The organism is Streptomyces incanus (assembly GCF_042656345.1).
Lineage (GTDB): Bacteria > Actinomycetota > Actinomycetes > Streptomycetales > Streptomycetaceae > Streptomyces > Streptomyces incanus.
Genome location: NZ_JBHSPC010000123.1, coordinates 20,878 through 46,748, shown reverse-complemented (window position 1 = coordinate 46,748; position 25,871 = coordinate 20,878). Strand labels below are relative to the sequence as shown.

The window sequence follows — 25,871 nt, the reverse complement described above, 5'->3', positions numbered from 1 at the left end:
AGCACGGGGGATCATGAAGCATGCGACCGGACGACTGGCACCTCACCGAAGACGTCGACGACTTCCTCGCCCGGGCCGGAGAATTCCTGCGCTCTCGGCCCGGCCGGCACGTCATGCAGCTGACCTGGGCCGAGAGGGTGCGAGCGCGTGGGGCGGAGGCGTTCGGCACCGAAGCCCCCGCCTTCGGCGTGCTGGAGCGAGCAGGCGAGGTCCACGCCACCTTCTTCCGCCTCCCGCCCCGTGGTCTCGGACTCTCCCCGCTCACGCCCGAGCAGGCCGACTCCCTCGCCGCCCGTCTGGCCGCCCTCGGGCACTCCCTTCCCTCCGTCAGCGCGGACCACAGCACCGCCACCGCTTTCGCCGAGGCCTGGCAGCGGCACACCGGCGCGACGCCGGAACTCCGCGACACGCGGCTGCGTCTGTACCGCCTCGGCACACTCACCCCACCGGAGCCGCTGCCGGCGGGCCGGGGCCGCGTCCTGGGCGAGCAGGACCTTGACCAAGTCATGTTCTGGTGCGGCGAGTTCGCCAAGGCCGTCGGGGAAGACGTCTCCATCGACGACGACACGTGGGCCGGCACCCGCTTCGCCGACAAGCGCTACACGCTCTGGGAGACCCCGGACGGCACTCCCGTCTCCCTCGCGGGCATGAACCCGATGATCGGCGGCCAGATCCAGGTGGACATCGTCTACACCCCGGCCCACCTGCGCGGGCACGGCTACGCGGGCGCCGTGACGGCGGAGGTGAGCCGGGCCGCACTGGCCGCGGGCGCGCGGGAGGTCGTCCTGTTCGCGGACCTGTCCAACCCCACCAGTAACGCCCTCTACCAGCGCCTCGGCTATCGCACGCTCACCGACTGGGCCGCGTACGACTTCTCGTACGCCGCACCGGAAGTCGGTTGAGAACCGGCGAACCTGCGGCACGGGACACCAGCAGCAGGATCACAGGATTGGTCGGCATGCCCACGACGCCCTCCGGGTGATCGCGCCGGACTGAGCAATCACCCGGAGGAGGGGTTCGGTTCGGTTCCGTTCGATCTGCCCAGTACCGTGACCGAGCGGCCGGCCGACAGTCCGGCCGGCCGGTCGGGGCGGGGTAGTGCTCAGCCGACGGCAGCGCCGAACCACCTGGGGAGCCGGCCGAGCAGGTCTCGCTGGTCCTCGCCGACCCACGCCACATGTCCGTCCGGCCTCAGCAGCACCGCGGGGACGTCCAGTTCCTCGCTGACGTCGACGACGTGGTCGACCCGGTCCGCCCAGCCCTCCACCGAGAGCCGGCCACCGGTCTGGTCGAGCAGTAGTCCGCGTCCGCCGTGCATCAGCTCGTACAGGCGTCCCCGCTTCAGCCCCACGTCCCGCAGTCGCCGGCCGAGGAGTTCGTGGCCCTCGCCGAAGTCGTAGCGGACCCCGATCGCGGTGATCTTCTCGATCAGGTAGCGGTTCACGTCCTCGAAGTCCATCAGCTCCGACAGCAGCCGGCGCACCGACTGGGATCCCGGTTCGGCCGACAGCAGGAGCATCTGCGCGCGGGTGTTGTCCAGCACGTCGGCGGCCACCGGGCGTCGTTCGGTCTGGTAACTGTCCAGCAGCCCTTCCGGTGCCCGGCCGGCCACCTCGGCGGCGAGTTTCCAGCCGAGGTTGAAGGCGTCCTGGATACCGAGGTTGAGGCCCTGCCCGCCGGTCGGCGGGTGGATGTGCGCCGCGTCGCCGGCCAGCAGCACCCGGCCGGTCCGGTAGCTCTCGGCGAGGCGGGTGGCGTCGCCGAAGCGGGAGATCCGACGTGGTGAGTGCACGCCGAAGTCGGTGCCGGCGAACGCCCGCAGCTGCCGCCTGAGCTCGTCGAGGGTCGGCGGGACCGTACGGTCCTCGGCCACGCCCTCGGCGGGCACGATGACCCGGTACACCCCGTCCCCCTCGGGGATGACACCGAACCGGAACTGGGTCTTGCGGACCTCGGTCACCACGGCGACCAGCGTCTCCGGCGGTACGTCCAGCTCCACCTCGCCCAGCAGCGTCTCGACCCGGGAGGGCTCGCCGGGGAAGCCGACGCCGAGCAGCTTGCGTACGGTGCTGCGGCCGCCGTCGCAGCCGACGAGGTAGCGCGTGCGCAGCCGCGTGCCATCGGTCAACTCGGCAGTCACCCCGTCCGCGTCCTGGCTCAGCCCGACCAGTTCGCAGCCGTACCGGATCTCGGCACCGAGTGCGACGGCGTGCTCGGTCAGCAGGCGCTCGGTGACCGGCTGCGGAATGCCGAGGACGTACCCGTGCGCGGTGTCCAGCCGTTCGGGCCACCCCTTGTCGATGCCGGCGAAGAAACCGCCGACCGCGTACTGCTTGCCCAGCGCGAGGAACCGCTCCAGCAGACCGCGCTGATCCATCACCTCGACGCTGCGCACGTGCAGCCCCAGCGCACGGGCGTGCCCGCTCGGCCCGGCCCCCTTCTCGAGCACGAGCACCCGCACACCCTGCAGCCGCAGCTCGGCGGCCAGCATCAGCCCGGTCGGCCCGCCGCCGACCACGATCACGTCACTCATGAAAGCCCCAACCCCCTGATGAACGATGCCGGATGCCGCACGAACCGCGCCGCGCGCGCCGCCAACGGTTCGACGCCCCACACGAGGCGCATACCTCGACAACGACGCACACACTTCGTGAATCGCCTGTTTACTCAGGTTCCGGCCCAGGGCGACGATTCTGCGGCACGACCGGGGCCTTGCCGCAAGCCCCCTGGTGCGCTATACGTTGAGAAGGGCAAGGAGGCGGATTCTCTCCTTGCCTTTTTCGTTTCGTCCTCCAGGCCTCTCGGACTTCCCAGGCCACTCAGGCCTCCCAGGCCTCCCAGGCCTCCCAGGCCCCCTCGCCGACCTGCCCGAACCGGAACGACGCTACGAGCCCCGGTACAGCCGCTCCAGGTCCACGAGCAGGACCTCGCCCCGGTCGGCGGCCGCCCGCAACTCCGTGGTGAAGCCCGCGCCGCTGTAGCAGGCGGGGGTGGCGTGGCTGGTGTCCACGCCTCGTGCGGCAAGCAGGTGCAGGATGCGGCGGAGGCGTTCGAGGTGGCCGAGGTCCATGACCTTCTGCCACTTGGCCTCGCCGACGGACAGGAGGATGCCCTGGTCCTGGCCGATCGCGCCGTGCACGACGACGTCGGCCTCCAGACTCGTACGTCTGTCGGGGTCGACGACGGTGCCGGCCGAGACCTGGATCGGCATGCCGCCGAACGTCTCCGGGGCCGCGTGCCACTCGGCCCATTGGCGACACAGCTGCTCGAAATGCGGGCCCACCACCTTGCTCAGGAAGGTGCTCCGGCTGTGTTCCCAGACCTGCGCGGCACGCCGACGGCGGCTCAGCAGCGCTGCCTGGGGACGTACCACGGCATGGTGAAACGCGATCAGTGGTTCGGCGATGCGGTAGGCGGTGCGGTTGGCGCGGAAGGCGTCCGGTTCGAACGTCAGCAGGCCGCAGTTCTTGAGGACGGTCAACGGCAAGGAGATGTCGGTCGCCTTGCGCCCCACCGCACCGGCGATGCCGCCGCTGGTGTGGTTGCCGCCGGCCACCGCGGCGAGTACCGAGTGGTAGAGGGAGCGGCTGCGCAGGTCCGGTTCGGCGGCCAGCAGGTACGGCGCCTCGCCGTGGAGGGGGCGCGCCGGGTTGAGGACGGTACGGCAGACCCAGGCGTCGAAGTCGTCGGCGCCCTCGGGTACGTCGTCGTCGACGAACTCCCTCCGATAGGCGGGGGTTCCGCCGACGATGGCATGGACGAGGACCGCCGGCCGGGGATCGTCGATGCCCCAGAACTCGGCGGCCTCCCGGTAGCCCAGCGAGTGGACGGTCAGGTCGAGCCCGGCACGGCCGTACAAGGGCGACCCTCCTGAGAGGAGTCCGTCCATGAACGACATGGCGCTGCCGCAGAGCAGAATGCGCGGGTGCCGGGTCAGATGACGGCCGGACCGCACGCCGATCGCCGCCTGGAGCTGTGAGGGCAGGGCGGGGGCGTTGCGTACCAGGTAGGGGAACTCGTCGATCACCACCGTCACCGGCCGTTCGGCCGCCAGGTCGAAGAGCAGCTCCAGTGCCTCGTCCCAGGTGGCGGGCCGCGGAGGGGAGGCGGCGCCGGTGTAGCGGGCGATTGCCTCGCCCAGCAGACGCAGGGACTCGGCGGCCGACGCTTCCACGGCCGCGTAGTAGAAGCCGTCGGTGGCGTCGGCGAGGGCCTGGAGCAGGAAGCTCTTGCCCTGACGACGACGTCCCGACACCACCCCGAGCCTCGGGCCCGCGCCCTCTGCGGTCGCGAACGCCGTCAGCTCGCTCCACTCCCACTCCCGGTCGAACATGTCCGGCGGTCTGGGAAGACTGCGCGCCGGGGACGGCGGCCAAGGCAGAGACCGAGCCATGGGAGCGGTCCCCCTCTCTCTTAGGGACATACCTCTTAGAAGTACATCTCTAAGAACGAGGCGGGGGGCTTTCGGTCACGCGGGTGCGGCGGCCCTGAGCCGATCGGATGCCGTGCGGTGATGTCCCACGAGGTGACGGTCCCGGCGGTGCGGGCGCCGGTGGTTGACCTTCACCTTGGGTGAGGCCGGAGTCTCAGGAGGGCCGGGCAGAGGGCCCGGCGTCAGGAACGGTGGTGAACGGCATGCACTTCGAGTTGCATCGGATCCGTGCTCAGGAACTCATGCGGGAGGCCGACGCGTACCGGCTCGCCCGACAGGCGAGGAGCGCGCCGCCGGATCCGAGGCCGCGCCCTCCTGTCGTCCGGCCCGGCCGCTCGACCCTTCACCGCACCCGAAGTGAGGCCTTGGACGATGTGGCGGCCGGCGAAAACGAAGACGAAGACGAAGGGATCATGTATGCCGGTCCCGTCGGGCGTTCCGAGGCGGCGGTGCGGCCCGGTGCCGGGCCCTCTCCCCGGCACGGCGATCCCGACCGGTTCACCCGGACATGGGCCCCCTCTCCCGGCTGACCGCGTCGAGCAGCAGCTTCGCCGCCACCGCCGCCCCGTCGGTGCGGAACGTGTCGGCCCCGGCCCGCGCCCGCGCACCGGCCCCGGGGGTCAGGGTGTCCTTGAGCGCGGGGCCGCCAGGGGCTCGGACGCCGGACGCCGCTAGGAAGCGCCGTGCCGCTTCTCTGCGCGGGCCGCGCGGGCCCACTCTCCGATGATCGGAACGCAGTGCTCGGCGAAGTACTCGTAGTCCTCGGCGGTGTTGTAGACGTGGGCGGAGAGCCGCAGATAACCGATGCCGTCGAAACTGGTGAAGGCGGCCTCCACCCCCAGCTCCCCGGCCGCCCGGTCGCGCAGCGCGTCGGCCGCGATGCGGCTGTCGGCCAGTCCCTCGGGCAGCCGCACCAGCCGCATCCCGGGCACGGGCATGCCGACGTCCACCGGGCCGTCGAAGCCTGTCAGTCCGGCGAGCGCGGCGCCGATGGTCCGCTCGGCGTAACCGGCCAGGTCGTCCATGTACCGGCGGGCGGTGGGCCAGCCCCAGGTGCTCTCGACGAGGCCGATCGCGGTGGCGGCGGCGAGAGGGCCGGTGGCGTCGATCGTGCCCTGCTGGTCGAAGCGGTCGGGGTACGGGTCCTCGGCCCCCCAGGAGTCGATCAGCGGATACAGGGCGTCCCGCTGCGGGCCGCGGGCGACCAGGGCGGCGGTGCCGCGCGGCGCGCAGGCCCACTTGTGCAGGTTGCCGACCCAGAAGTCGCAGGCCGGCCCGGCGAGCGGGGCGGCGATCAGCCCCGGCGCGTGCGCGCCGTCGACGAGCAGCGGGACACCGCGCCGCCGCGTCTCGACGCCGATCCGCTCCACCGGCATGCGGCGGGCGGTCGGCGAGGTGATCTGGTCGACGACGACGAGGTCGGTGGCGTCGCTCAGCTCGGCGGCCACCGCCTCGTACGCCTGCTCCTCGTCCGCGTCCAGCGGCACCGTGGCCGTACGGACCCGGCCGCCCCAGCGGCGTGCCAGGCGCTCGGCGCCCATGGTGACGGCGCCGTAGCCGTGGTCGGTGACGACGATCTCCCCGCCGTGGCGGCGCTCGAGGCCGGCGAAGACGACGCTGGCACCGGCGCTCGCGTTCGGCACCAGGGCGAGGTCGCCGGGGTGCGCCCCGAGGAACGCGGCGAGGTCGACCCTGGCCTCCGCGAGCCGCTGCGGCAGCGCGGGGAACCAGACCACCGGCGCGCTCTCCATCTCCTCCCGCACCCGCTGCTGGTGCTCCTGCGCCGCCAGCGGGACCGCCCCGAACGAGCCGTGGTTGAGGTGGCGCAGGGCCGGGTCCAGCGACCACGCGTGGAGGGCCGGCCGGCCGTCGGCCAGCAGCAGGGGCCGCGGTGCGGTGGTGACCTCGGTCTCGCTCACATGACTCCCCTCCGGGTCCCGGGAGAAGCCCCGGGTACAGCTCTCTCGCACCGGCAGTCATCGGACCCCCGGAACAGGAAGGCCCAGGACACAGGACGACTCGGGATGGTGGCACGAGATTTTCGGTCATGACAACCCCCCTGCGACACGACAGGTCGGATGACTTGTGACGGCTACGCCCCGGTCGTCTGGTGACTCGTCCGGCGTCCGGTGCTCCGCCTGCACCAGGGCACGGGCAAGAAGAGGATCGGCGGTGGAACGGACCGGAAGGCCGAGCGAGCCGGTCGCCACGGCCAGCGTCATCGCGTACGAGTCCACCGCGCGCTGGACGTTGGGAGCGTCCAGGCCGGCTCCGGTCACGATGCGGTCGAGGTCGATGTAGGCGGAGCGCACGATTTCCAGCAAGCGGTACACCTGCCAGTCCTTCTGCCAGTCACGGGTGTACTCGGACGGCAGCCGGCGTTCCCAGCGGCGGAACATCCGGTCGCGGATCTCCGGACGGGTGGGTGTCAGGTGCATGTGGCGCACCAGGTCGTAGAGGGGGTCGCCGACCAGGGCCATCTCCCAGTCGATGATGGTCAGCGCGAAGGCGTCGTCGCCGCGTACCAGATTCCACGGGTTGAGGTCGCCGTGCAGCAGGGAGGGCCTTCGGTCGCTCACGGCGTGACGGGAGAGGATCTGCTCGAGGCGGTCGACGTCCGGCAGCCCGAGATGCCGCGCCAGCCGCTGTGACCTCTCGGGCAGTTCGGCCACCAGCAGGACCAGTTGGTCTTTGAGCCGGCGGTGGAAACCCCCCGCCCCCGCCAGCGGATCGAGTGGTGTGTAGTCCACCCGTGTCAGGGCGCGGAGCTGGTCCACGAGACCGTCCGCTTCGTGCGGCAGCAGACCGTTGACCGGGTGGTCCGGGGGGCGGCCGCTGTCGTCCGGCCCTACGTAGGTATGGATGGCGAAAGGGTCCTCCGGATAGCTGACGCCCAGCGCCAGGGCCCTGGGCGCGGCCACGGGGACGGACGCCTCCTCGATGGCCCGCAGCACGGCGTGCTCGCTGAGGACACTGCGTTCCCTTCGGCACTCCTCGGGCAGCTTCCGCCGGACGACCACGGGACGGTCGAAACCCGATACACACACCACCGAGTTGAGGTGCGCGGTCCCCTTGAACACCCGACTCGCCGGAGCCGCTCCCTCGAGTGCCAGGGCCTTCCGCACCGCGGACTCCGGAAAATCGACGGGCTGTTCGAGACGCCGGTCCGGCTGCCAGGCGAAGGCTCCCGAGATCGGGGCGCGGCCAGGACGATGGCGGCCGTCACGGGCCGTCAGCCATCGGAACAGTGCCCCTTCGGTCTCCCCACCACCCGGCACGCTCCTGAGCCGCAGCGGTTCGGCAGCCGCCTCCAGGGCCCTGCGCACTTCCGCCGTCGCCTCGTCCAGCCTCTTCTGGGTGAACGACTCCTCCAGGGATCGCGCCGCCCGCATGACATCGGGATACACGGACTGGGCGTGCTCGAAGGCCATGTAGTGGCGCAAGTCCGTGCCCAGACCGTTGACGGCGGCCGGACGGACCTCCCGCATGGCGTCCGCCCAGGCGTCCACCACCTCGGAGAGCTGGTGTGCCGGATACCGCATCCGCACCAGGTGAGTCGCCAGGTCGTGCAGCGGATCACCGTAGGTCGCCAGCTCCCAGTCGACGCAGATGGGCGGCCGGTCGCCGGTGCAGGACAGGATCAGGTTGTCGCGATGCAGGTCGGCGTGGAGCAGGCTGTACGGTCGCCGCGCCATGGCGGGTACCCGGTCGGCCAGCCTGAGCAGGGCGTCCTCGGGAATACCCAGAGCCGCGAACAGCCCGCCGAACGCCGTCCGGTTGGGCTGCCTGATCTGCTGATCCGCGAGACGTGTCAACCCGCGCAGAAAGCCTTGGCTGTCCGTGTCGTTGTGGGGCCAGGCGCGTGGCAGCGGAGGAAGACCGTTGCGGCGCACCAGAGCCATCCGGGCCAGGAGCCGGGCCAGTTCCTGGACGAGCAGGGAGTCGACACGCTTGCCGTTCCCGCAGACGCCGGAGAGCGGGACCCCCTCCACATAGCTGTGGATCGCGAACCCGTCTCCCCTGGCCAGGACCTCGGGCACATGCGGCAGGACGCCCTTGAGGGCGCCGAGGATCTCCTCCTCGTGCTGCCAGGTTCTGATCACCACCGGCAGCACCCCGGAACGCCGGATCCGCACGGTCACGGAGGTACCGGCCTCACGACCCAGCGGTTTCGCCATGGCCGGTGTGACCGGCACGACGTAGTTCCGGTTGTGGTGGCCGCCGATCGCCTGCCCCTCCCGCTCGGCCAGGTCGACGAAGGCACGGTATCCCTGGTCGGGCAGGGGACGTTTCCCGGGAGTGGGACGGGGAGGAGGGGGTGCGCCCACTGACCGCTCCGGAGGTGCGAAAGGAGTCCACGACATGGCAAACGGTAAGCATGAGGCCCTTGTCACGCACGGGGAACGACGCGCGCCGGAGTAGCGCGCCAGGCGCACCGGGTGGGTTGCCACCACTCTGCGTGAGGGCCGCGCGAGCTCGTGCGGGATGGGCTTGTCAGCCTCTTGATACGAGCGCCGGAGAGCGTTTGCCCAGTCGGTGCGGGCATGCTGCGGGAAGCCGGCCCGGGTCCGGCTCAGGCATCGGTGGAGAGCAGGTTCCACACCGAGTCGAACCACTGCCGCATGCTGTCCACGAAGACCGAGCCCGGAGACGTCGGGTCCGCATCCTCCCCATGGCGGGTGAGGGTGGCGCCGAGGCCCAGGACGTCCAGAGCCGCGATCACCTCGTCGGCCTCCAGCTCCATCGGCCGTTTGATCACCTCGTACATCCCGTGCAGGACCTCGACACCGTTGGGCGGATACAGCTTGAAGGCGGGCGTCAGCGGTGTCCGACGGACCTGCAGGTCGACCGACGACACCGGCTTCCCGGTCTGTCAGCTCCACATCCTCGCGGGACTCGGCGAACTGTTCCTGGGACTGGTCGCGGAGAAGGAACTCGGTGTGGTCGGTCTGGTGCTCCTGCTTCTCATCGGCATATGGGCGCGGACCCGGCGGGACGGGCGTGCTGTCGGCGCCGCCCTGCTGCCGGCCCTGCTGATGGTTCAGGCCTGAGATGCGGTGCGGATCCTGGCGAGTACGGGTTCCAGGGAGGACAGGATCGCGGTGGCGCCCGCGGTGCGCAGTGCCTTTTCCTTTTCCTCGTCGCGGGCGTAGCCGAGGAAGGGCACGCCGGCCGCTCGGGCGGCGTGGAAGTCGGAGGGGGTGTCGCCGATCATCAGGGCGGAGTCCGGGGGCGCGCCCATGGCGTTCAGGGCGCGGTTGATGCAGTGGGGGTCCGGCTTGAGCCGGCTGAGCTGCTGGGTGCGGCCGTAGATGTGGGGGGCGAAGCAGCCGAGGAGACCGCGGTTGGCGAGGTACGCGCGGACCACGCGGGGGGAGTTGTTCGTCGTGACGGCCGGCCGGGAGCCCACCGCGGTCCAGGTGCGGATCAGGGGGTCGGCGTAGGGGGTGGGCCGTGCCGAGGAGGCGGCCAGCATTTCCTCCTGGGTGAGCCGCGCCTCCAGTTCGGCCACCAGGTCGCTGCCCGGGTGCCCGCGGTCGACGGCGCGGAGCACCGCGTGGGGGTCCAGCGACTCGCGTTCGGGCTCCGTGAGCAGGCCGTGCAGGCCCCGGCCCTCCAGCCACTCGACGAGGTCCGTCGCCACCCGCTCCGCCGAGTGGCCCGCGAAGAGGCGGCAGACGGGCCCGTCGAAGTCCCACAGCACGACACGGGCGCCGCTGACCAGTTCCTTCAGCTCGTCCGGATCATTGAGGTCCTTCTGGTCGTTCTCGGTCTCGTATGTCACCGATTCAGTCTGCGTCGCGTCAGAAGTCACTAGGAGAGTGTCAGGTCCGTTGTGATGGTTTCCCAGAGGGCGTCGAACCACTTCTGGGATTCCTCCACGAACGCCTGGTCCCGCTGCCCGGCCTGCTTGGCGAAGGAGAAGAGCAGGGACTGGGAGCCGAGGGCGTCGTACATGTCCAGGGTCTGGGTGCCCCACTCCTCCTCGCGCCTGGCGAGCATGTAGTAACCGAGCAGCGCCTCCTGGCCGTTGAGCAGGTACAGCTTCATCGGCGGGGTGAAGGGCAGGGCACGGAAGGAGACCCGCACGTCGATGCCGTGGGTGTGGCGGACGGCCTGCAGGTTGTGCTGGAGCACCTGGGCCTGGGCGTTGCGCATCTGCAGCCATCGCTCGTGGACCGGATCGCCGCCGTCGGCGTCCCCGTCGACCAGGACGGGGAAGGCCAGGTTGATGGTCCGGGACGGCAGGAGGACACGGAACTCGATCGACTCGGGGCGGAGTCTGCCCTCGTGGATCAGCCGGACGGGTTCACCGACGGCGACCATCAGCGTCTCGGAGGTGTGGGACACGACGTCGATACGGACGTGCGGCGCGGAGAAGGCCTCGGTGAGACGGGAGGCGAGACCGACCATGGTCGGCTGGGGCTCGTCCGACGCCGGGGCCGGTTCGGCGATCCGGGGCGGACTGCCCTTGCTGACGTTGCTCAGCAGGCCGTCGTCCGCGAGGACGCGCAGTGCCTGGCGGACGACGCCGCGTTCCACGCCGAACTCCTCGGCGAGCTCGGCCTGGGTGGGCAGGCGTTCGCCGGCCCTGAGCTCCCCGGCACGGATGCGTTCGCGCAGGATGTCGGCGATCTCCTGGGGCGAGTGGGGCGGTTTACTGCTGTTGCCGTTCACTTCGACGCCCTCCTGGGCCACGACCAAACGCTACAACTTTGATCCATCTATGGGGAGTTGTTGGAAAGTTGTTTATAAGTGCCTGCCAAGTGGGGACAACCTAGCCAGAGTTGGTTACCAACTTGGCCAAGTTGGCGGACGTTCCGCTTCCGCTCACAGGAAAGCACGAAGCAGCACGAAGGGGGAACATCGTGCCAGTCCTCGCTCTCGTCTCCGCGATCCTCGTCGTCACCCTCGAGCAGTACGTCGAATGGAAGTACGGCATCGCCGGCATCGTCGGCCTGCTGCTGCTCACCGTCGGCATCAAGGCCCGCAGGCCGGGCGTCAGCTCCGCCGGAGCCGTCCTGCTCGCGCTGCTGGTGGCGCGGCCCGCACTCTGAACCACCCGTACGTGCCGAGCCCCTGCCCATGGGGCAGGGAGACGTCAGCTCGTGAGCTGCAACTCCGAACTGATCGTCTCCCACAACGCGTTGAACCACAGCTGGGACTGCGTCACGAAGGCGCCGTCCCGCATCCCGGCGCCCTGCTCGAACGCGAACAACGCGGAGCGGGTGCCCTGTACGTCGTACGTCTGAACGTTCTCCTGGTCGATCTGCGCCTCGCCGCGGGACAGCGTGTAGTAGGCGAACAGCGCCTCCACGCCATTGAGCAGGTACAGCTTCACCGGCGGGGTGAAGGGCAGCGCCCGGAAGGAGACCCGCACGTCGATGCCGTGGGTGGCGCGCAGGGCGAGCAGATTGTGCCGGAGCACCTGCCCCTGGGCGTTGCGCATCGCCAGCCACCGCTCGTGCACGGGGTCGTCGCCACGGTCGCCGTCCCGGCCGCCGCCGGGGCCCTCGACCGCCACCGGGAAGGCGAGGTCGATGTTCCTGCCGGGCAGCAGGACGCGGACGTCGACCTTGGCCGGTTTCATCCGTCCGGCATGGATCTGGCGCAGCGGTTCACCGATGGCGAGGGTGAGGGATATCGCGGTCAGGCAGACGGCGTCGATCTCGACGTGCTCGGCCTCGAAGGCGGCCGCGACACGAGGCGTGAGGGCCGCCGTGGTGGGCTGGGGCGGCGCTCCCGGGCCGGTCGGCGCACCACCGGGGTGGCCGGCGACGGTCGCCGGGGCACCCTTGGCGACGTTGGTGAGCAACTGCTCGGACTGCAGGATGCGCAGCGCCTGGCGTACGGCACCGCGCTCGACGCCGAACTCGTCCGCGAGCTTCGCCTGAGTGGGCATGCGCTGGCCAGGCCTCAGCTCCCCGGACCTGATCCGGGCGCGCAACTCGTCGGCCACCTCGCGATGTGTCCTTTGTGGCCGCTGTGACCTCTTCCGTCCATTGACAGGGGCGTATTCCGGATCCACGCCGAAACCCTACAACTTCTCGCCATCTTTTGGCAGTTCAGTTGAAGGTGGTTATGAGCCGCATTCAAGCGGAGATAACTTAAAAGAAGTTGGTCGCCAACTTGAGTGACATGGTCGAACCTCCCGGGAGGTTGGCCATCACGGTGACGGTGGGGACCACTCCTCAAGCCGCCGACCGGGCTTCCCTTCCGGAGGGGAGCCGGGAACCCGGTCGGTCAGCACCAGCGCGACAACCACAACTGAACAGCAGGAACAACAGGAACAGCTACGGATGCACAGACACCCGCCGGACGAGGGGGAGGAGGAGCGAACGACACCGAGGGAGCGCGGCAGCGCTCAGAACAGGTCCGGGCACCATGGACGCCTGGACGTACGCAGCAGGGCGTCGGCCTCACGGGCGGCGCCCGCTCGTTCTTCCCGGACCCGGCCCAGCGCCGCCAGCCGCACCGCCGACTCGTCGCCCAGCCACAGCATCGCCAACTCGCCGACGTCCAGGGTCAGATCGGCGTCCTCGGTGGTCGCCGCGCACGTCCCGGTGCCGTCCGCCGACGCCTGGAGCCGGTAGCGCCCGCCGGCCGGCCCCGCACCGTCGGCCACCTCCAGCACCAGCGACCCGGCCGCCTCGTACGTCCGGGCCTCCAGCGCCCGTACGACGTCCAGGAGGCGCACCCACAGCCAGTCCGCGTGCGTCGTCACGGCGGCGGCGCGCGGGTCCGGCAGGAGGAGCGGGAGCAGGTCGTCGGGGGCCCGCCAGCCGCTCTTCACCTTCACGACCCAGTCGATCGAGCACAGGTAGCGCCACAGCGCCCGTTCCGCGGCCGGACTCACCGCGAGCAGCCAGTTCACCCGCGCCGTGTTCAACGGCTGCTTGGAATCGCCCCACTTGTCGTCCGCCGTGTAGGAGACCAGTCCCTCGACCTCGCCGTCCGCCGAGCGGTACACGGCGAAGTAGGGCTCGTTCCACGTCGGGGGGACGGGCACGGCGCCGGTGGCGGTCTTCCACCACAGGTCGGCCCGGCTGACCGCGCCCGGCTGGATCCCGCGCAGCCGTTCGTGCAGCTCCGGGCCGAGCTTGCGCACGTCCTCCGCGTCCACGAGGTCCACCCGTCCGCCGTCCTCCGGGCGGGCCCACCGCGGGTCGAGGGCGGTGCGCGGGACGTCGACGGTCCACTCGGTGGCCCAGGTGGCGGGGCCGAAGCCGTAGCGGCCGTAGATCGGGTACTCGGCGGCGATGAGGGTCGCGACGACGTCCCCGCGCTCCTTCGCGGCGGCGAGGTCCTGCGCCATCATGCGGGTGAGCAGACCGCGCCGGCGGTGGGTGGGGCTGACGGTGACGTTCGATATGGCGTCGGCGGGCACGGCGGCCCCGCCGACCGCGGTGAGTTCCTGCGGGAAGGAACGGAACGTCGCGACGCAGCGGCCGCCGTCGAAGGCCCCCAGTGACCGGCCCGGCAGGAACTGCAGACGGCGGGTGTCGAGGACCTCCGGAGAAGAGGTGGGCTCCCGCAGGAACCCGGTGTTCAGGGCCCGGTTCCAGTCGGCGAACTCGGCCTCGGTGATCGGGCGTACGTCGATGTCGGTGCGGGGCGTTCCGGCGCTGGAGGTCATGGCTTCACGGTAGGTCGCCTCCTGAGGAGGTGTCGCGCGCTTTTCCGACCGCCCCCGTCCGCCCTCAGCCCCGGCCACCGGATGCGGGCCGCCCGCCCGGCACCCCGCCCCGCCCGCCTCACACCAGCAGGTCGTCGACCTGGGCCTCCCCTTCGCGGTACCGGCGCGCGATCTCCGCACTGCAGTCGTCGGCGGTGCGCTGCAGGCACTGCCGGCTCCGGGACACCCGCTGCTCGTACCCCACCAGCCGCCCCATCGCGGCCGTCAGCTCCCCGTCCGTCCGCGCACCCAGGTCCGAGAGCTCCACCTCGGCGAGCATCTCCGCCGCCAGCCGCCCGTACTCCTCGCTCTGCGGCGTCCCCAGGGTCACATGGCGGGCGGACGAACGCCGGCGCACCGGGGTGTCCCGCAGGATCTCCGCAAGCCGCTCCACCACGGACGCCTCCGCCGGCGCGGCGACCGAGGCCGCGCCCACCGGCGTACGCCGGGTCAGTTCCGCCCGCAGGATGTCGATCCGTCCCTGGAGCAGCCGCCGCACATAACTGAGGTCGGCCTCGTCGCGCTGGGCGTCGCGGCGCAGCGTGCGCAGCTCGGGCAGGCTGCGCCCGGCCAGGGCCGGCTCGGGCCCCGGGCGCTCCTCGGGCAGCGCCGGGCTGTCCGTGCGCTGTGCGGGCGGGCGGTGGAACTCGCGTTCCCCCGCCCCCGCCCGGGGCGGCAGGACAGGCCCGGACCGCTGCCCGGTTCCTGGTGTGCTCATGTGCCTCGACCGTCCCCTCGACCAGTGTGTGCCAGCATCGTGCCACCCCTGGTGGCCGCTATGTGACCGAGTGCCCCTGATCCACCCCAGATGGGGGGTAAGGAGTAAAAATAGCCCGCCCGGGGCATCGCGTGGACCGCCGTCGGTCATCCGTGCGCCGACCGGCATGATGGACGTATGCGTGCAGTGGTGCAGAGGGTGGACGGCGCGAGCGTCGTCGTGGACGGCGAGACGGTGGGGGCGATCGAGGGCGAGGGGCTGTGTGCCCTGGTCGGCGTCACCCATGAGGACACCGAGGAGACGGCGGCCCGGCTCGCCCGCAAGCTCTGGTCGGTGCGGATGCTCCAGGACGAGAAGTCGTGCAGCGACGTCGACGCGCCGCTCCTGGTGATCAGCCAGTTCACCCTTTACGGCGACGCCCGCAAGGGCCGCCGCCCCACCTGGAACGCCGCCGCCCCCGGGGACGTGGCCGAACCGCTGGTGGACGAGGTGGTCGCCCAGCTGCGTGCGCTGGGCGCGACGGTGGCGACGGGCCGCTTCGGCGCGCGGATGCGGATGTCGCTGACCAACGACGGCCCGTTCACCGTCCTCCTCGAGATCTGATCCACGTCACATCCGACGGTCCAGCATCCGACGTGGATCAGGGCTCGACGTGGATCAGGGCTCGACCACGGTCTCCTGGGCCGCCGCCGTGTCCCCGGCCATCAGGCGGGCGTCGACCGGGACGTTCCGCTTGACCAGCGCGAGGGCGACCGGGCCCAGCTCGTGGTGGCGTACGGACGTGGTGACGAAACCGATCCTGCGCCCGTCCGGGCCGTCGTCGGCAAGCCGGAGGTCGGTCCCGGCCGGTGGAAGGTGCACCTCGCTGCCGTCCAGGTGCAGGAAGACCATCCTGCGCGGCGGCTTGCCCAGGTTCTGGACCCGGGCGACCGTCTCCTGGCCCCGGTAGCAGCCCTTCTGCAGATGCACCGCACCGCCTATCCAGCCCAGCTCGTGCGGGATGGTGCGGTGATCGGTCTCGAAGCCGAGCCGGGGGCGGTGCTGCTCGACCCGCAGCGCCTCGTGGGCGAGGATGCCGGCGGGCGGCCCGGCCTTCCCGGCGTACGACTCCAGATCGGCGCGGGGCAGGAACAGATCACGGCCGTACGACGTCTCGCGGACGACGACGCCCTCGGGCACCTCCACGATGGAACCGGCGGGCAGGTGCACCACCGCGAAGTCGGCGGTGCGGTCGGCGGTTTCGACCCGGTAGAAGAACTTCATCGACTCCAGGTAGGCGATCAGCGCCTCCTGGGTGCCGGGTTCGACATGGGCCCAGACCGTCTCGCCGTCGTCGACGAGGTAGAGCGCGTGCTCGATGTGGCCGTTCGCGGAGAGGATCAGCGCCTCGGTGGCCTGGTGCGGCGGGAGGTCGCTGACATGCTGGGTGAGCAGCAGATGCAGCCAGCTCAGCCGCTCCGGTCCGGAGACGGTGACGACCCCGCGATGGGACAGGTCGACGAAGCCGGTGCCTTCGGCGAGGGCACGCTGCTCGCGGAACAGGTCGCCGTAGTGGGCGGCGACGCCTTCGTCCACGCCCTCGGCGGGGACGGCGCCGGGCAGGGTCAGCAGGGGGCTCTTCATACCCCCTAGCCTACGACTCGGTAGTTGAACCCTTCAGGGAGCAGTCCTTGCAGCGGCCGAAGATCGCGAAGTGCTTCATGTCGGTGTCGAAACCGAAGGTGTCGCGCAGCTTCGCCGTGAACTCGGCGGCCACCTCCACGTCCGCCTCGATGACCTCGGTGCAGTCACGGCAGACCAGGTGGAGGTGGTGGTGCCGGTCGGCGAGGTGGTAGGTCGGGGCGCCGTGCCCGAGGTGGGCGTGGCTGACCAGACCCAGCTCCTCCAGGAGTTCCAGGGTGCGGTAGACGGTCGAGATGTTGACCCCCGACGCCGTTCTCCGCACTTCCACGAGAATGTCGTCGGGGGTCGCGTGCTCCAGCGTGTCGACGGCTTCGAGCACGAGTTGGCGCTGCGGCGTCAGCCGGTAGCCGCGCTGCCTGAGATCGCTCTTCCAGTCGGTGCTCACCACACCACGAGTCTAGAGCGCTCCTGGCCGGTTCACGGCTCGGCCGGCAGAGTCCCCGTCATCAGGGCGTCAGCGAGCACGCTGCGGTAGTCACGGGTCACGCGAGCGATCTCGGCATGTGCCTGGATCTTGGCGTCGAGGGCAGCGAGTGTGGCACCGATCATCGCTTGCTCGGCAGCGGGCGGCACGAGAACGGGTAGCTCGCCCACGGTGCGGATACTCAGCGACGGGATGACCGCACTGGCCGTCCGAGCTCTGATCCAGTCCTGTGCGGCCGTCGCGCTCAGATAAGCGGTGAGATATGCGGCCGACACCCGCCTCGACTCGGGCAGCCTGAGTCGTACCAGGTTGGGGTGGAACAGCCAGCCCGTGTGTTCCCCGGTGACCAGGGCGCAGCGGCCCACGGTGCCGGTCCGGGTGAGGAGGATGTCCCCTTCAGCCAGCTCGTACTTCACCAGCGTCCGCGCCCGGTGCCGGGGGATGGCGGGATCGGCCCCAGCTTCCTCGGTGGCGGTGACGATCCGCTGCTCCGCAAGGTGGCGGGGCAGTACAAGGGGAAGCCCACCGTTCGCCTGGGTGTGGCCTTTGTCCTCGGCACGCCTGCTCGGCCCGGACTGAATGGACGCGCAGAGTTCCCGCAGAGGGCTGCACGACCATCCGACCGGCGGCACGAACTCATCGGTCGCCGTCACAGTCCGTACCTCCTCAGCCACCGAGTCGCCTGAGCGTCGGCCGCTTCCGCCTTCGCGTGCAGGGCCGCGGTCTCCTCGGTCAGCCTCGCCAGCCGCTCCCGGGTCTCGGCGGGACCGGCCACACGGGCGGCCGAGGCCGAGCCGGGCGGCCTGACATACAGCGAAGGATCCAGACTGTGGCCATGATCGGCTATGTCCCGCACCGGCACTCCCTGGCTCAGGCCGGGGGTACCCGGGAAAGGACGTCCGGCCGCCCTGGCCGTGTGCCAGGACACGTACTCCCCCACCAACCGTGCAATGTCGTCATCGGTCAGGGCCCACTGGGTCCGGGTGAGCCGGTGCCCGAGATCCTCACCAGCTACAAACAGCACCTCGGGATCCGTAGTCTCCCCGGAGCCAGGTGCCCGCAGGAACCAGATCTGCGTCTTGACGGCGGTGAGTGCGAAGAGTCCGGCAGGAAGCCCGATCACGCACTCCATCGCCCCGGTTTCGACCAGCCCGGCCCGCACCGTCTCGGCGGCACCGGCGTTGAAGGAGGCCCCGGCCGGCAGCAGTACGGCAGCCCGGCCCTCCGGAGCAAGGCGCGAGACGATGTACTGCAGCCAGTCGAACTCGGTCCGGCGGGCGGTGCCAAAGGCCCAATACGGGGGCGGTGCCACGTTCTCCACACGTCGGCCGAAGGGCGGGTTGGTCAACAGCACGTCGAAGGCGCCGGGAGGATCGGCGAAGGGGTCGTACGCCGGGGTGAACGGTCCTTCGTCGAGCCGTAGGGCCAGACCGTGGTGGACCCGCAGGTTCATTTCCGCCACCTGCCGTTCCAGGGGCTCGGGCACCCGGCCGCCGACCTGGGGCGGTGCGCTGCCGGCCTGCGTAGCGACCGCGTCCAGGTAGGCCACGAGCAGCTCTCCGGTACGGCCGTACGGATCGTGCACGCGCACCGCCCCAGGCCGTACGGCTGCCAGCGCCCCGGCCATGACTCGGCTCACGGAGGGCGGGGTGAAGAAGGCGCCGCCCTCGCGCGCCTGCGCGGCTCGCCACAGCACCAGTACGTGGTCGAACGCCGCGCGGCCCTCCTGCACGGAGCCCGCGGAGGTACGGCCGAGCGTGTCGGCGAGCGTGGCCAGCAGATGACGGGGAACCACTTCCTCCGAAGGGTCGTAGTCACGTACCATCCCGCGGAAGCTGTCCACGGCTTTGGCCAGGCCTTTGCCTGGTTCCACGACCTGGTTCAGGACGAGGTACAGCAGCCACAGGAGATATCGGTCCAGTGGCATGGGCCCCCGCAGTCGGTCCGCTTCCGGTCCCGCAAGCCGCTCGACCGCCCGAAACAGCCCGCCTGCCATGCCCCCGGTCAGGCCCGCGCGGAGCCGGTCGCCGTAGGTCGCCCCCGCCAGCTCGCCCGGACGCAGGGCGTTCACGGCAACGGTCCTTCCGGAGAGCCAGGCCAACAACTCGTCAGCGCGGAACCGCTCGCTCTCGGCGCCGACTGCTTCGCCGCCTCCGGTGCCGACGGTCACAGGTCGGGGAAAGTCCGCGTGCCGACGCTCCCAGTTGGTGACGGCGGGGCGTTTGACCCCCGTGAGTCGCGCGATGTCGGGTCGGGAGAGGAGCACCTCGGCGAGCTCCGCTTCGGCCCCCGTGCCGGACCGTTGTGTGTCGAAGTCCGTCACAGTGCTTCCTCCATCAGAACCGTGGCGGTCGGGCGCCGCGCAGGACATCCGCCCGGCCGGCGAGTACGGCCGGGAACCGGTCCATGGTCTTTGACTCCTTGGCCAACTCCAGACTCAGGTACCCAAGCACTCGGTAGAGGGTGGCATGGTCGGCAGAGAGGTGCCGGTGGTGAACCGGTTCGTGGTGCATGACCCGGTTGCGGAGCAAGACCAGCGAGGTCAGTTCACGGTAGAGGCTGTCACGGCGTCCGCGGTAATGCGGAAACGCCGAGTGCAGAACGGGCACCCAGAAGTGCCGGTCATAACCTGAGCCATGACTGAGCAGCGAAACCCAGAAGCCGAAGGACAGCTCCGCCACCACGTCGTCCGGTGTAATCCGGCTCAGGCGCCGTCCACAGGTGCGGCGAGCATCGTTCACGAGCTTGTGCCCACGCTCGTTCAACGGCGCCACCATCCACCAGTCCGGTCTGCCGTAATACCGTGCGAGCGCGTTGTGCAGGGCGTTACGCAGCGCCAGTTCCAGGCAGTGCAAGGGGCCGAGCAGGGCGGCGGATGCCTCGATGTTCCACCAGTACAGGCGTTCGGCGGCCGGTGCGTCGCCGTGCACGGCGCGAATGTACCGCCGCAGTCGCGGTAAGGACAGGTCGCGCAGCATCCATTCGGGCAGGCGATTGGTCATGGTTCCCCCCAGCGCCTCGTTGTGTGCGCTGTGCTAAGGTGGTCGGTGAACGTTCTGGGCCCGCCTCTGCACTGCAAGCCACCCAGGACACAGCCTCCGGAGCCCCGGTCGTAGAAGTGATACGACCGGGGCTCCGCGCATTCGCAAAACCCCGCAACTCGCGCTACGGAGACTTCGGCACTGTAGCCACACACTGCCCCCCCCACTGCAAGCGCATTGCTATGCAATGTTTTTTGTTAACCCCCATCGGGGTGGGCATCACTTCACCGGGACACCACGCACCACATCCCCCGGACCACTACTACGGTCGCGGAGGATGTGAAGGGTTCGGTAGGGAGCAGGGCTCACTTGAAGAAGGCGATCCCGTCGTCCGGCATGTCGTCGGGCAGGGCCTTGGCCCAGCGCTCGACGTCCTCGGGGGTGACGACCTTCTTCAGGTGCGCCGACATGTAGGGGCGCAGCTCGACCTCGGGGGTCTGCTTCTCGCCGACCCACATCAGGTCGCTCTTGACGTAGCCGTACAGCCGCTTGCCGCCGCTGTAGGGCCGGGCGGCCGCGGTGCGCGCCACGGCGTCCGTCACCAGGTCGATCTGCGGCTTCTGGTCGGCCAGCTCGCCGTACCAGATCTCGATGACGCCGTCGTCGCGGGTCATCGTGACCTCGACCTTGCGGTGGGCGTCGATCCGCCAGAAGCCGTGCTCGGACTCGAGCGGCCGGACCTTGCCGCCGTCCCCGTCGAGCACCCAGCTGTGGGAGGTGTACTCCAGGAAGTCCCGGCCGTCGTGGGTGAAGGAGACCTCCTGCCCGAAGTTGCACTTCTCGGAGCCGGGGAAGTCGTGCACGCCTGCGCCCGCCCAGTCGCCGAGCAGGAAGGCGAGCGGTACGAGGCCCTTGTTGAGGTCGGACGGGATCTCGATCATCAGTGGCAGTTCCTGGAGTGGGCGGTCAGCGCTGGCCCTGGTACAGCTTCTTCACGGCCAGCCCGGCGAAGGCGAGAACGCCGACGGCGACCAGGACCAGCAGGGCTTCGTAGAAGACAACCACGGGATGCTCCTTGAGCGGGGGTGCGGTGATGTGCACAGGGCTGCCCCTCAGCTTACGCGGCCGGACCCCGGCCCCGACGTGCACCCACCCGGCGGCGCGGACCGGCGGCCAGGACAGGCGGCACGGGCCGGCGACACGGGCCGGCGACACGGGCCGGCGACAAGCTCTCGGGCACGGGCGGGACGGGAGTGACTACGATCCGGGTATGGCGAAGAAGCTCGTGATCAAGGTGACCGCGGGGGCCGACGCCCCCGAACGCTGCTCGCAGGCGTTCACGGTGGCGGCGGTGGCCGTGGCCAGCGGTGTGGACGTCTCGCTGTGGCTCACCGGGGAGTCGGCGTGGTTCGCGCTGCCGGGCAGGGCCGCGGAGTTCGAGCTGCCGCACGCGGCGCCGCTGCCGGACCTGCTGGACTCGATCGTCGCGGGGGGCCGCCTCACCCTGTGCACCCAGTGCGCGGCACGCCGGGACATCACGGAGAAGGACGTCATCGAGGGCGTACGCATCGCGGGCGCACAGGTGTTCGTCCAGGAGGCGCTGGCGGACGACACGCAGGCACTCGTCTACTGATCTACTGAGCAGGCACTCGTCCACTGACCCGGAGGGCTCACCTGACCCGGAGGGCTCACCGGGGCCCGGGCCTCTTCTTCCCGTCCAGTTCGTCCCACCACTCGTCGGACTCGGGGTCGCCGGAGGGGTCGTCCCACCAGCGGTCGTCGGGGCCGCGCCGGTTGGCGACCATGGCCGCGAACGGCGGGATGGCCATGGCCACCACGCACATGCCCACGGCCGCCGGGACCGACCAGAGCCGCACGACGGCGCAGGCCAGGACGAACAGCACGATGCACGTGCCCATCATGGCGAAGTAGGCATGCCGCCTTCGCGCGTACATACCTCCAGCGTAGAACCGGACCCACGGGCGTGCAGGTACGCGGCTGTACAGCTGTGCCGAAGGGCCGCATCCCGTGGGATGCGGCCCTTCGAAGATCCCTCACACCGCGATGGCGACCTCGGCCAGACCACCCTGCTGGGCGACGACCGTGCGGTCGGCGGTACCGCCGGGCACCAGGGCGCGGACCGTCCAGGTGCCCTCCGCCGCGTAGAAACGGAACTGCCCGGTCGCGGAGGTCGGAACCTCCGCGGTGAACTCACCGGTCGAGTCCAGCAGACGGACGTAGCCCGTCACCGGCTCGCCGTCACGGGTCAGATGACCCTGGATGGTGGTCTCGCCGGGCTTGATCGTCGAGGCGTCCGGGCCACCGGCCTTCGCACCGCACATGGCGTACTCCTGAACTGGTCTAGTGGTCTGGTCGGGGTCGTGGTTCGGGCGAGGGCCTACTTGGCGGGGCCGAGCTCGATCGGCACGCCGACGAGGGAGCCGTACTCGGTCCAGGAGCCGTCGTAGTTCTTGACGTTCTCCACGCCCAGCAGCTCGTGCAGCACGAACCAGGACAGCGCGGAACGCTCACCGATGCGGCACAGGGCGATGGTGTCCTTGGACAGGTCGATCCGCTCGTCCTCGTAGAGCGCCTTGAGCTCGTCGTCGGACTTGAAGGTGCCGTCGTCGTTGGCGTTCTTGGACCACGGGATGTTGCGGGAGGTCGGCACGTGGCCGGAGCGCTGCGACTGCTCCTGCGGCAGGTGTGCCGGGGCGTTCAGCTTGCCGGAGAACTCGTCGGGCGAGCGCACGTCGACGAGGTTCTGCACGCCGATGGCGTCCAGGACCTCGTCGCGGAAGGCGCGGATGGACAGGTCCTGCGGCTTGGCCTTGTACTCGGTCTTCGCCCGCTCCGGCACCTCGTCGCCGGCGACCAGCTCGCGGGCGTCCAGCTCCCACTTCTTGCGGCCGCCGTCGAGGAGCTTGACGTTCTCGTGGCCGTACAGCTTGAAGTACCAGTAGGCGTACGCGGCGAACCAGTTGTTGTTGCCGCCGTAGAGGACGACCGTGTGGTCGTTGGAGACGCCCTTCTCCGACAGGAGCTTCTCGAAGCCCTCCTGGTCGACGAAGTCACGGCGGACCGGGTCCTGGAGGTCCTTGGTCCAGTCGATCCGGATGGCGTTCTTGATGTGGTTCTTCTCGTACGCGGTGGTGTCCTCGTCCACCTCGACGAGGGCGATGGTCGGGTCGTCCAGGTGCTCCTGGACCCAGTCGGCGTCGACCAGTACGTCGTGACGGCTCATGCTCTGTCTCCTCCGGGGCAGTTGCGGCAGGCGTGCGAGGGCGAGGGTGCGCGGCCGCTCCTGCGGGAGCGTGCGCGCGGACGCCCCTCGGCGGGGCGGGGCGAGGCGAGGATGCGGGCGGCGCGGCGCCCGCTCAGAAAGGTCGACAGAGCATGGCGGCAACGCGGCAGAGGTCCACTGCCCGCCGCTTCGTGAGATCCGCCTGTCCCCGCGCTCGGAGGACGCTCGTCTGACACTGCATGCCGTCGATCGTAAGGAGGACAGGGCGGGCATGTCACCGCCGTGTCGCATACTGAGACGAGATTATCCACAATGTGGGATCATAGGAGGGGCGAGCCCGCCCCGGACCCGGCCGCGCCCACCCTCGCATCTGCTCTACGGACGTCTCCGTCTCGCCTGTCGGATACCTGGGTCCACCGGGGCCCTCCCGGGGGCGGAGCGGCCCCGCCGACCGCCTACCTACCCGGCAAGCCGGACGTTGGAACCCTGCACGGTGATGTCGACGCCGGACTTCCCCGCCTCGACCTTGTCGAGCTTGATCCCGCCGGGCAGGCCGTCGATCTTCTGCTCGAAGTCGGTGATCTCCCGCACCCGCGCCTCGGCCGCCTCGACGCCGCCGAACGAGGGCAGCCCGTCCGCGTGGACCCGCACGGTGTCGCCGTCCACAACGGTGACGGAGCTGAGGACGAAGACCGGCTCGGGCAGCTTGGTGCCGAGCACGGTGGCCTCCACCGCGACCTTGATCTTCCCGTTGCCGCCGTCGGAGAGGCCGACGACGCCGGCGGTGACACCGGGGCCTACCTGGGTGGGCTCGGACGTGGCGGCCTTGAGCAGCTCGTCGTAGGTCACGCTCGCGGTACCGGTCGCGTCGGCGGCGGTGGCGGAGCTGAAGTCGCCGGAGAACGCGACGCCCTTCATGTCGGCGCGCAGGTCCTGGATCCGGATGTTCTGCTTGCCGTCGCCGGTGCCGGCCTCGTACTCCTGGATCCCGATCTGCACCTCGTCGAGGGAGCCGCCGGCGATCTGGGTGAGGAAGGGGAAACCGTTGATGGACACGTCGGGGGTGGTGCTGAGGTTCTCGGCCGCCTTGAGCCGGTCGGCCACCTCGCCCTCCGCGAAGTTGACCGCGAGGCGGTCCACGATCACGAAGACGCCGCCCAGGATCACGACGATGATCAGCAGTATTCGCAGTGCGCGCATGCGGTTGATTCCCCACCTAGGTGCGTTTCGACGACAGTCCCCGACGACCGGGCAGCCGTCCTACGCGAGAGTAGCCCGCACGTCCGGGGGAACCCCGGAATTGTCGATCACCTGTGACAGGCGGCCGAAACGGGCCTCCCCCGCCGACGATCGTCGGCGGGGGAGGCGGGACACGGGGCCGCGACGCGGCCAGGACGTCAGCCGGCGACGCGGCCTAGGACGTACACCGCCGGTGCCGCCGCGGCCAGGGGCAGGGCCACTCCGGCCGTGAAGTGGACGAAGCGGGACGGGTAGTCGTAGCTCGCGGCGCGGTGACCGATCAGGGCGCAGACCGCCGCACCCGCGCCGATCAGCGCGCCCGAGGCGCCGAACCCCGTCATCCCGCCGCCCAGCGCACCCGCACCGGCCGCCACGAGCAGCGCGGCCACCACGGACGCCGGCGTCGGCAACGGCAGCGCCCGCGCCACGACCGCCGCCGCCACTCCGATCCCGCCGACCGTCACCGCGTCGGCGTCGGCCGCCAGGTAGCCGCTCGCCATGATCGCCAGCGCGGCCGCGGCGACCGTCGCCGTCAGGCCGTACATCCGCTCGTCGGGATCGGCGTGCGACCGGAGCTGGAGCGCCAGCGACAGCAGCACCCATATGCCGAGCGTGCCGAGAAGGGCCGACGGCGACCGGTCGGACGCGAGCAGTGCCACGTCCGCGACCAGTGCTCCGAGGAAGCCCAACGCGATGCCCTGCCGCGCGGGCCACATGCCGTTCAGCCGGAACCAGCCGGCCGCGGTGAGCCCCTGGAGGGCCACCAGCGGTACGAGCAGGGCGTACGTGCCCAGCGCCGCCCCGCCGGCGAGCAGCAGCCCCAGCAGCGCGGTGAGCGCCGCCGGCTGCATGCCGGGCTCGATGATCGGTGAACGCCCCTCCGCGCGGGCACGCTGCGCGTCCGTGACCCGGGTGTTCCCGGCGAGGGTGGCGGGTCCGTACCCGGGACCGCCCGGAGCATCGGGGGCGGGCGCGGGTGCGGGTGCGGCGGAGGCCGGCGGGGGCATGGGCCCGGCGGTGGCTCCGGCACCGGCGCCGGGATGGGTATCGGGGACCGGTGCCCCGTAGGTGGAGGCCGCCCCGTACCCCGCGGGTCCGCCGAGCGCGCCCCCGTCACCCTGACCCGCGTACCCGGCGTGTCCCGGAGGGTTCTGCGGGGCGGCGGGGGACTGCGGAGTCCGTCCGGTGTGCTGGGGCAGGTACGACGTCTCCTCCGCGGCCGTCGGCGGGACCGGGGGCTGCATCTGCGTCTCCCAGGTCTGTCCCTGCCACTGCTGCGTGTACTGCTGGGCGGCGTGCGGATCGTCGTACGCCTGCCGCCCTCCGGGCCACGCCTGCGACGGCCCCTGCGCCTGTCCTTCGGGCCGCTGATGCTCGGGCTCGGGCTGGGGCCGGCCGTAGGGGTCGTAGCCCTCGTGACCCTCGCGGCGCCCGTCGTACCCGTCGTAGCCCTGATACGGCTGGTTGGTCATCG

Annotated in this window: 27 protein-coding genes; 5 read left to right on the top strand and 22 right to left on the bottom strand. The window is 70.7% G+C overall.

Annotated features, from left to right (window positions below):
- The first annotated feature begins 20 nt into the window (after window positions 1-20).
- The gene (locus ACFP2V_RS32905) at window positions 21-902 is read left to right on the top strand and encodes a GNAT family N-acetyltransferase (protein ID WP_381218937.1); all 882 of its coding nucleotides are present in this window, start codon (window positions 21-23) and stop codon (window positions 900-902) included.
- 200 nt (window positions 903-1,102) lie between these two features.
- Here the strand turns inward: ACFP2V_RS32905 and rox are convergent, their stop codons facing one another.
- The 5 genes from rox to ACFP2V_RS32880 form a co-directional block, all read right to left on the bottom strand.
- The gene (gene rox, locus ACFP2V_RS32900; protein WP_381218936.1) at window positions 1,103-2,533 is read right to left on the bottom strand and encodes a rifampin monooxygenase; all 1,431 of its coding nucleotides are present in this window, start codon (window positions 2,531-2,533) and stop codon (window positions 1,103-1,105) included.
- 351 nt (window positions 2,534-2,884) lie between these two features.
- Complete coding sequence (locus ACFP2V_RS32895) at window positions 2,885-4,333, bottom strand: AAA family ATPase (RefSeq protein ID WP_381218935.1); 1,449 nt, start codon at window positions 4,331-4,333, stop codon at window positions 2,885-2,887.
- Between the two features lie 770 nt (window positions 4,334-5,103).
- Complete coding sequence (locus ACFP2V_RS32890; protein ID WP_381218934.1) at window positions 5,104-6,351, bottom strand: aminotransferase class V-fold PLP-dependent enzyme; 1,248 nt, start codon at window positions 6,349-6,351, stop codon at window positions 5,104-5,106.
- A gap of 126 nt (window positions 6,352-6,477) precedes the next feature.
- Entirely contained in the window at window positions 6,478-8,760 is a 2,283-nt protein-coding gene (locus ACFP2V_RS32885) for a phosphotransferase (RefSeq protein WP_381218933.1), read from the bottom strand.
- A gap of 245 nt (window positions 8,761-9,005) precedes the next feature.
- On the bottom strand, window positions 9,006-9,200 hold the full coding sequence (locus tag ACFP2V_RS32880; RefSeq protein WP_381218932.1) for a hypothetical protein: 195 nt from the start codon (window positions 9,198-9,200) through the stop codon (window positions 9,006-9,008).
- 22 nt (window positions 9,201-9,222) lie between these two features.
- Between ACFP2V_RS32880 and ACFP2V_RS32875 the strand changes: the two genes are divergently transcribed.
- Entirely contained in the window at window positions 9,223-9,483 is a 261-nt protein-coding gene (locus tag ACFP2V_RS32875; RefSeq protein WP_381218931.1) for a hypothetical protein, read from the top strand.
- Here ACFP2V_RS32875 and ACFP2V_RS32870 read toward each other — a convergent pair.
- Both ACFP2V_RS32870 and ACFP2V_RS32865 read right to left on the bottom strand, forming a co-directional pair.
- Window positions 9,474-10,247: an HAD family hydrolase gene (locus ACFP2V_RS32870; protein WP_381218930.1), complete on the bottom strand. Its 774-nt coding sequence runs from the start codon at window positions 10,245-10,247 to the stop codon at window positions 9,474-9,476. The two genes, ACFP2V_RS32875 and ACFP2V_RS32870, sit on opposite strands and share 10 nt — an antisense overlap.
- The gene (locus ACFP2V_RS32865; protein ID WP_381218929.1) at window positions 10,247-11,131 is read right to left on the bottom strand and encodes a GntR family transcriptional regulator; all 885 of its coding nucleotides are present in this window, start codon (window positions 11,129-11,131) and stop codon (window positions 10,247-10,249) included. Before ACFP2V_RS32865 ends, ACFP2V_RS32870 begins: the two co-directional genes overlap by 1 nt.
- 170 nt (window positions 11,132-11,301) lie before the next feature.
- Between ACFP2V_RS32865 and ACFP2V_RS32860 the strand changes: the two genes are divergently transcribed.
- A complete protein-coding gene (locus ACFP2V_RS32860) occupies window positions 11,302-11,490 on the top strand; it encodes a hypothetical protein (protein ID WP_381218928.1) in 189 nt (62 codons plus the stop codon).
- A gap of 44 nt (window positions 11,491-11,534) precedes the next feature.
- Here the strand turns inward: ACFP2V_RS32860 and ACFP2V_RS32855 are convergent, their stop codons facing one another.
- The 3 genes from ACFP2V_RS32855 to ACFP2V_RS32845 all read right to left on the bottom strand — a co-directional run bounded on the left by ACFP2V_RS32855 (window position 11,535) and on the right by ACFP2V_RS32845 (window position 14,826).
- Window positions 11,535-12,461 (bottom strand): winged helix-turn-helix domain-containing protein, encoded by a 927-nt coding sequence (locus ACFP2V_RS32855; protein ID WP_381218927.1) that lies wholly within the window; start codon window positions 12,459-12,461, stop codon window positions 11,535-11,537.
- A gap of 336 nt (window positions 12,462-12,797) precedes the next feature.
- Window positions 12,798-14,069: a GNAT family N-acetyltransferase gene (locus ACFP2V_RS32850; protein WP_381218926.1), complete on the bottom strand. Its 1,272-nt coding sequence runs from the start codon at window positions 14,067-14,069 to the stop codon at window positions 12,798-12,800.
- 118 nt (window positions 14,070-14,187) lie between these two features.
- Entirely contained in the window at window positions 14,188-14,826 is a 639-nt protein-coding gene (locus ACFP2V_RS32845) for an RsiG family protein (protein ID WP_381218925.1), read from the bottom strand.
- A gap of 177 nt (window positions 14,827-15,003) precedes the next feature.
- On the opposite strand from ACFP2V_RS32845, the gene dtd reads away from it, so the two are divergent.
- Window positions 15,004-15,429, top strand: coding sequence for a D-aminoacyl-tRNA deacylase (gene dtd / locus ACFP2V_RS32840; protein ID WP_381218924.1), 426 nt, complete (start codon window positions 15,004-15,006; stop codon window positions 15,427-15,429).
- 54 nt (window positions 15,430-15,483) lie between these two features.
- Here dtd and ygfZ read toward each other — a convergent pair whose 3' ends face one another.
- The 6 genes from ygfZ to ACFP2V_RS32810 form a co-directional block, all read right to left on the bottom strand.
- Complete coding sequence (ygfZ, locus tag ACFP2V_RS32835; RefSeq protein ID WP_381218923.1) at window positions 15,484-16,449, bottom strand: CAF17-like 4Fe-4S cluster assembly/insertion protein YgfZ; 966 nt, start codon at window positions 16,447-16,449, stop codon at window positions 15,484-15,486.
- Between the two features lie 10 nt (window positions 16,450-16,459).
- Window positions 16,460-16,897, bottom strand: a complete 438-nt coding sequence (locus ACFP2V_RS32830) for a Fur family transcriptional regulator (protein WP_055626043.1) — start codon at window positions 16,895-16,897, stop codon at window positions 16,460-16,462.
- 29 nt (window positions 16,898-16,926) lie between these two features.
- Entirely contained in the window at window positions 16,927-17,586 is a 660-nt protein-coding gene (locus ACFP2V_RS32825) for a restriction endonuclease subunit S (protein ID WP_381218922.1), read from the bottom strand.
- The gene (locus ACFP2V_RS32820; RefSeq protein WP_381218921.1) at window positions 17,583-19,256 is read right to left on the bottom strand and encodes an N-6 DNA methylase; all 1,674 of its coding nucleotides are present in this window, start codon (window positions 19,254-19,256) and stop codon (window positions 17,583-17,585) included. The genes ACFP2V_RS32825 and ACFP2V_RS32820 overlap by 4 nt, the downstream gene beginning before the upstream one ends.
- Before the next feature lie 13 nt (window positions 19,257-19,269).
- On the bottom strand, window positions 19,270-19,935 hold the full coding sequence (locus tag ACFP2V_RS32815; protein ID WP_381218920.1) for a hypothetical protein: 666 nt from the start codon (window positions 19,933-19,935) through the stop codon (window positions 19,270-19,272).
- A 344-nt stretch (window positions 19,936-20,279) separates the two neighbouring features.
- Window positions 20,280-20,855 carry a heme-binding beta-barrel domain-containing protein gene (locus ACFP2V_RS32810; RefSeq protein ID WP_381218919.1) on the bottom strand — a complete coding sequence of 192 codons (576 nt, stop codon included), beginning with the start codon at window positions 20,853-20,855 and terminating at the stop codon, window positions 20,280-20,282.
- A gap of 329 nt (window positions 20,856-21,184) precedes the next feature.
- Between ACFP2V_RS32810 and ACFP2V_RS32805 the strand changes: the two genes are divergently transcribed.
- Window positions 21,185-21,547: a DsrE family protein gene (locus ACFP2V_RS32805; RefSeq protein ID WP_042174837.1), complete on the top strand. Its 363-nt coding sequence runs from the start codon at window positions 21,185-21,187 to the stop codon at window positions 21,545-21,547.
- Window positions 21,548-21,602: 55 nt separating this feature from the next.
- Here the strand turns inward: ACFP2V_RS32805 and ACFP2V_RS32800 are convergent, their stop codons facing one another.
- The 6 genes from ACFP2V_RS32800 to ACFP2V_RS32775 all read right to left on the bottom strand — a co-directional run bounded on the left by ACFP2V_RS32800 (window position 21,603) and on the right by ACFP2V_RS32775 (window position 25,869).
- Window positions 21,603-21,869: a DUF3099 domain-containing protein gene (locus ACFP2V_RS32800; RefSeq protein WP_381218918.1), complete on the bottom strand. Its 267-nt coding sequence runs from the start codon at window positions 21,867-21,869 to the stop codon at window positions 21,603-21,605.
- A 99-nt stretch (window positions 21,870-21,968) separates the two neighbouring features.
- Entirely contained in the window at window positions 21,969-22,256 is a 288-nt protein-coding gene (locus ACFP2V_RS32795; protein ID WP_055606626.1) for a DUF1416 domain-containing protein, read from the bottom strand.
- A gap of 56 nt (window positions 22,257-22,312) precedes the next feature.
- Entirely contained in the window at window positions 22,313-23,158 is an 846-nt protein-coding gene (locus ACFP2V_RS32790) for a sulfurtransferase (RefSeq protein WP_381218917.1), read from the bottom strand.
- Between the two features lie 133 nt (window positions 23,159-23,291).
- Window positions 23,292-23,399 (bottom strand): Ms5788A family Cys-rich leader peptide, encoded by a 108-nt coding sequence (locus ACFP2V_RS32785; RefSeq protein WP_350849312.1) that lies wholly within the window; start codon window positions 23,397-23,399, stop codon window positions 23,292-23,294.
- A 218-nt stretch (window positions 23,400-23,617) separates the two neighbouring features.
- On the bottom strand, window positions 23,618-24,358 hold the full coding sequence (locus ACFP2V_RS32780) for an LmeA family phospholipid-binding protein (RefSeq protein WP_381218916.1): 741 nt from the start codon (window positions 24,356-24,358) through the stop codon (window positions 23,618-23,620).
- 197 nt (window positions 24,359-24,555) lie between these two features.
- On the bottom strand, window positions 24,556-25,869 hold the full coding sequence (locus tag ACFP2V_RS32775; protein WP_381218915.1) for a hypothetical protein: 1,314 nt from the start codon (window positions 25,867-25,869) through the stop codon (window positions 24,556-24,558).
- Between the last annotated feature and the right edge of the window lie 2 nt (window positions 25,870-25,871).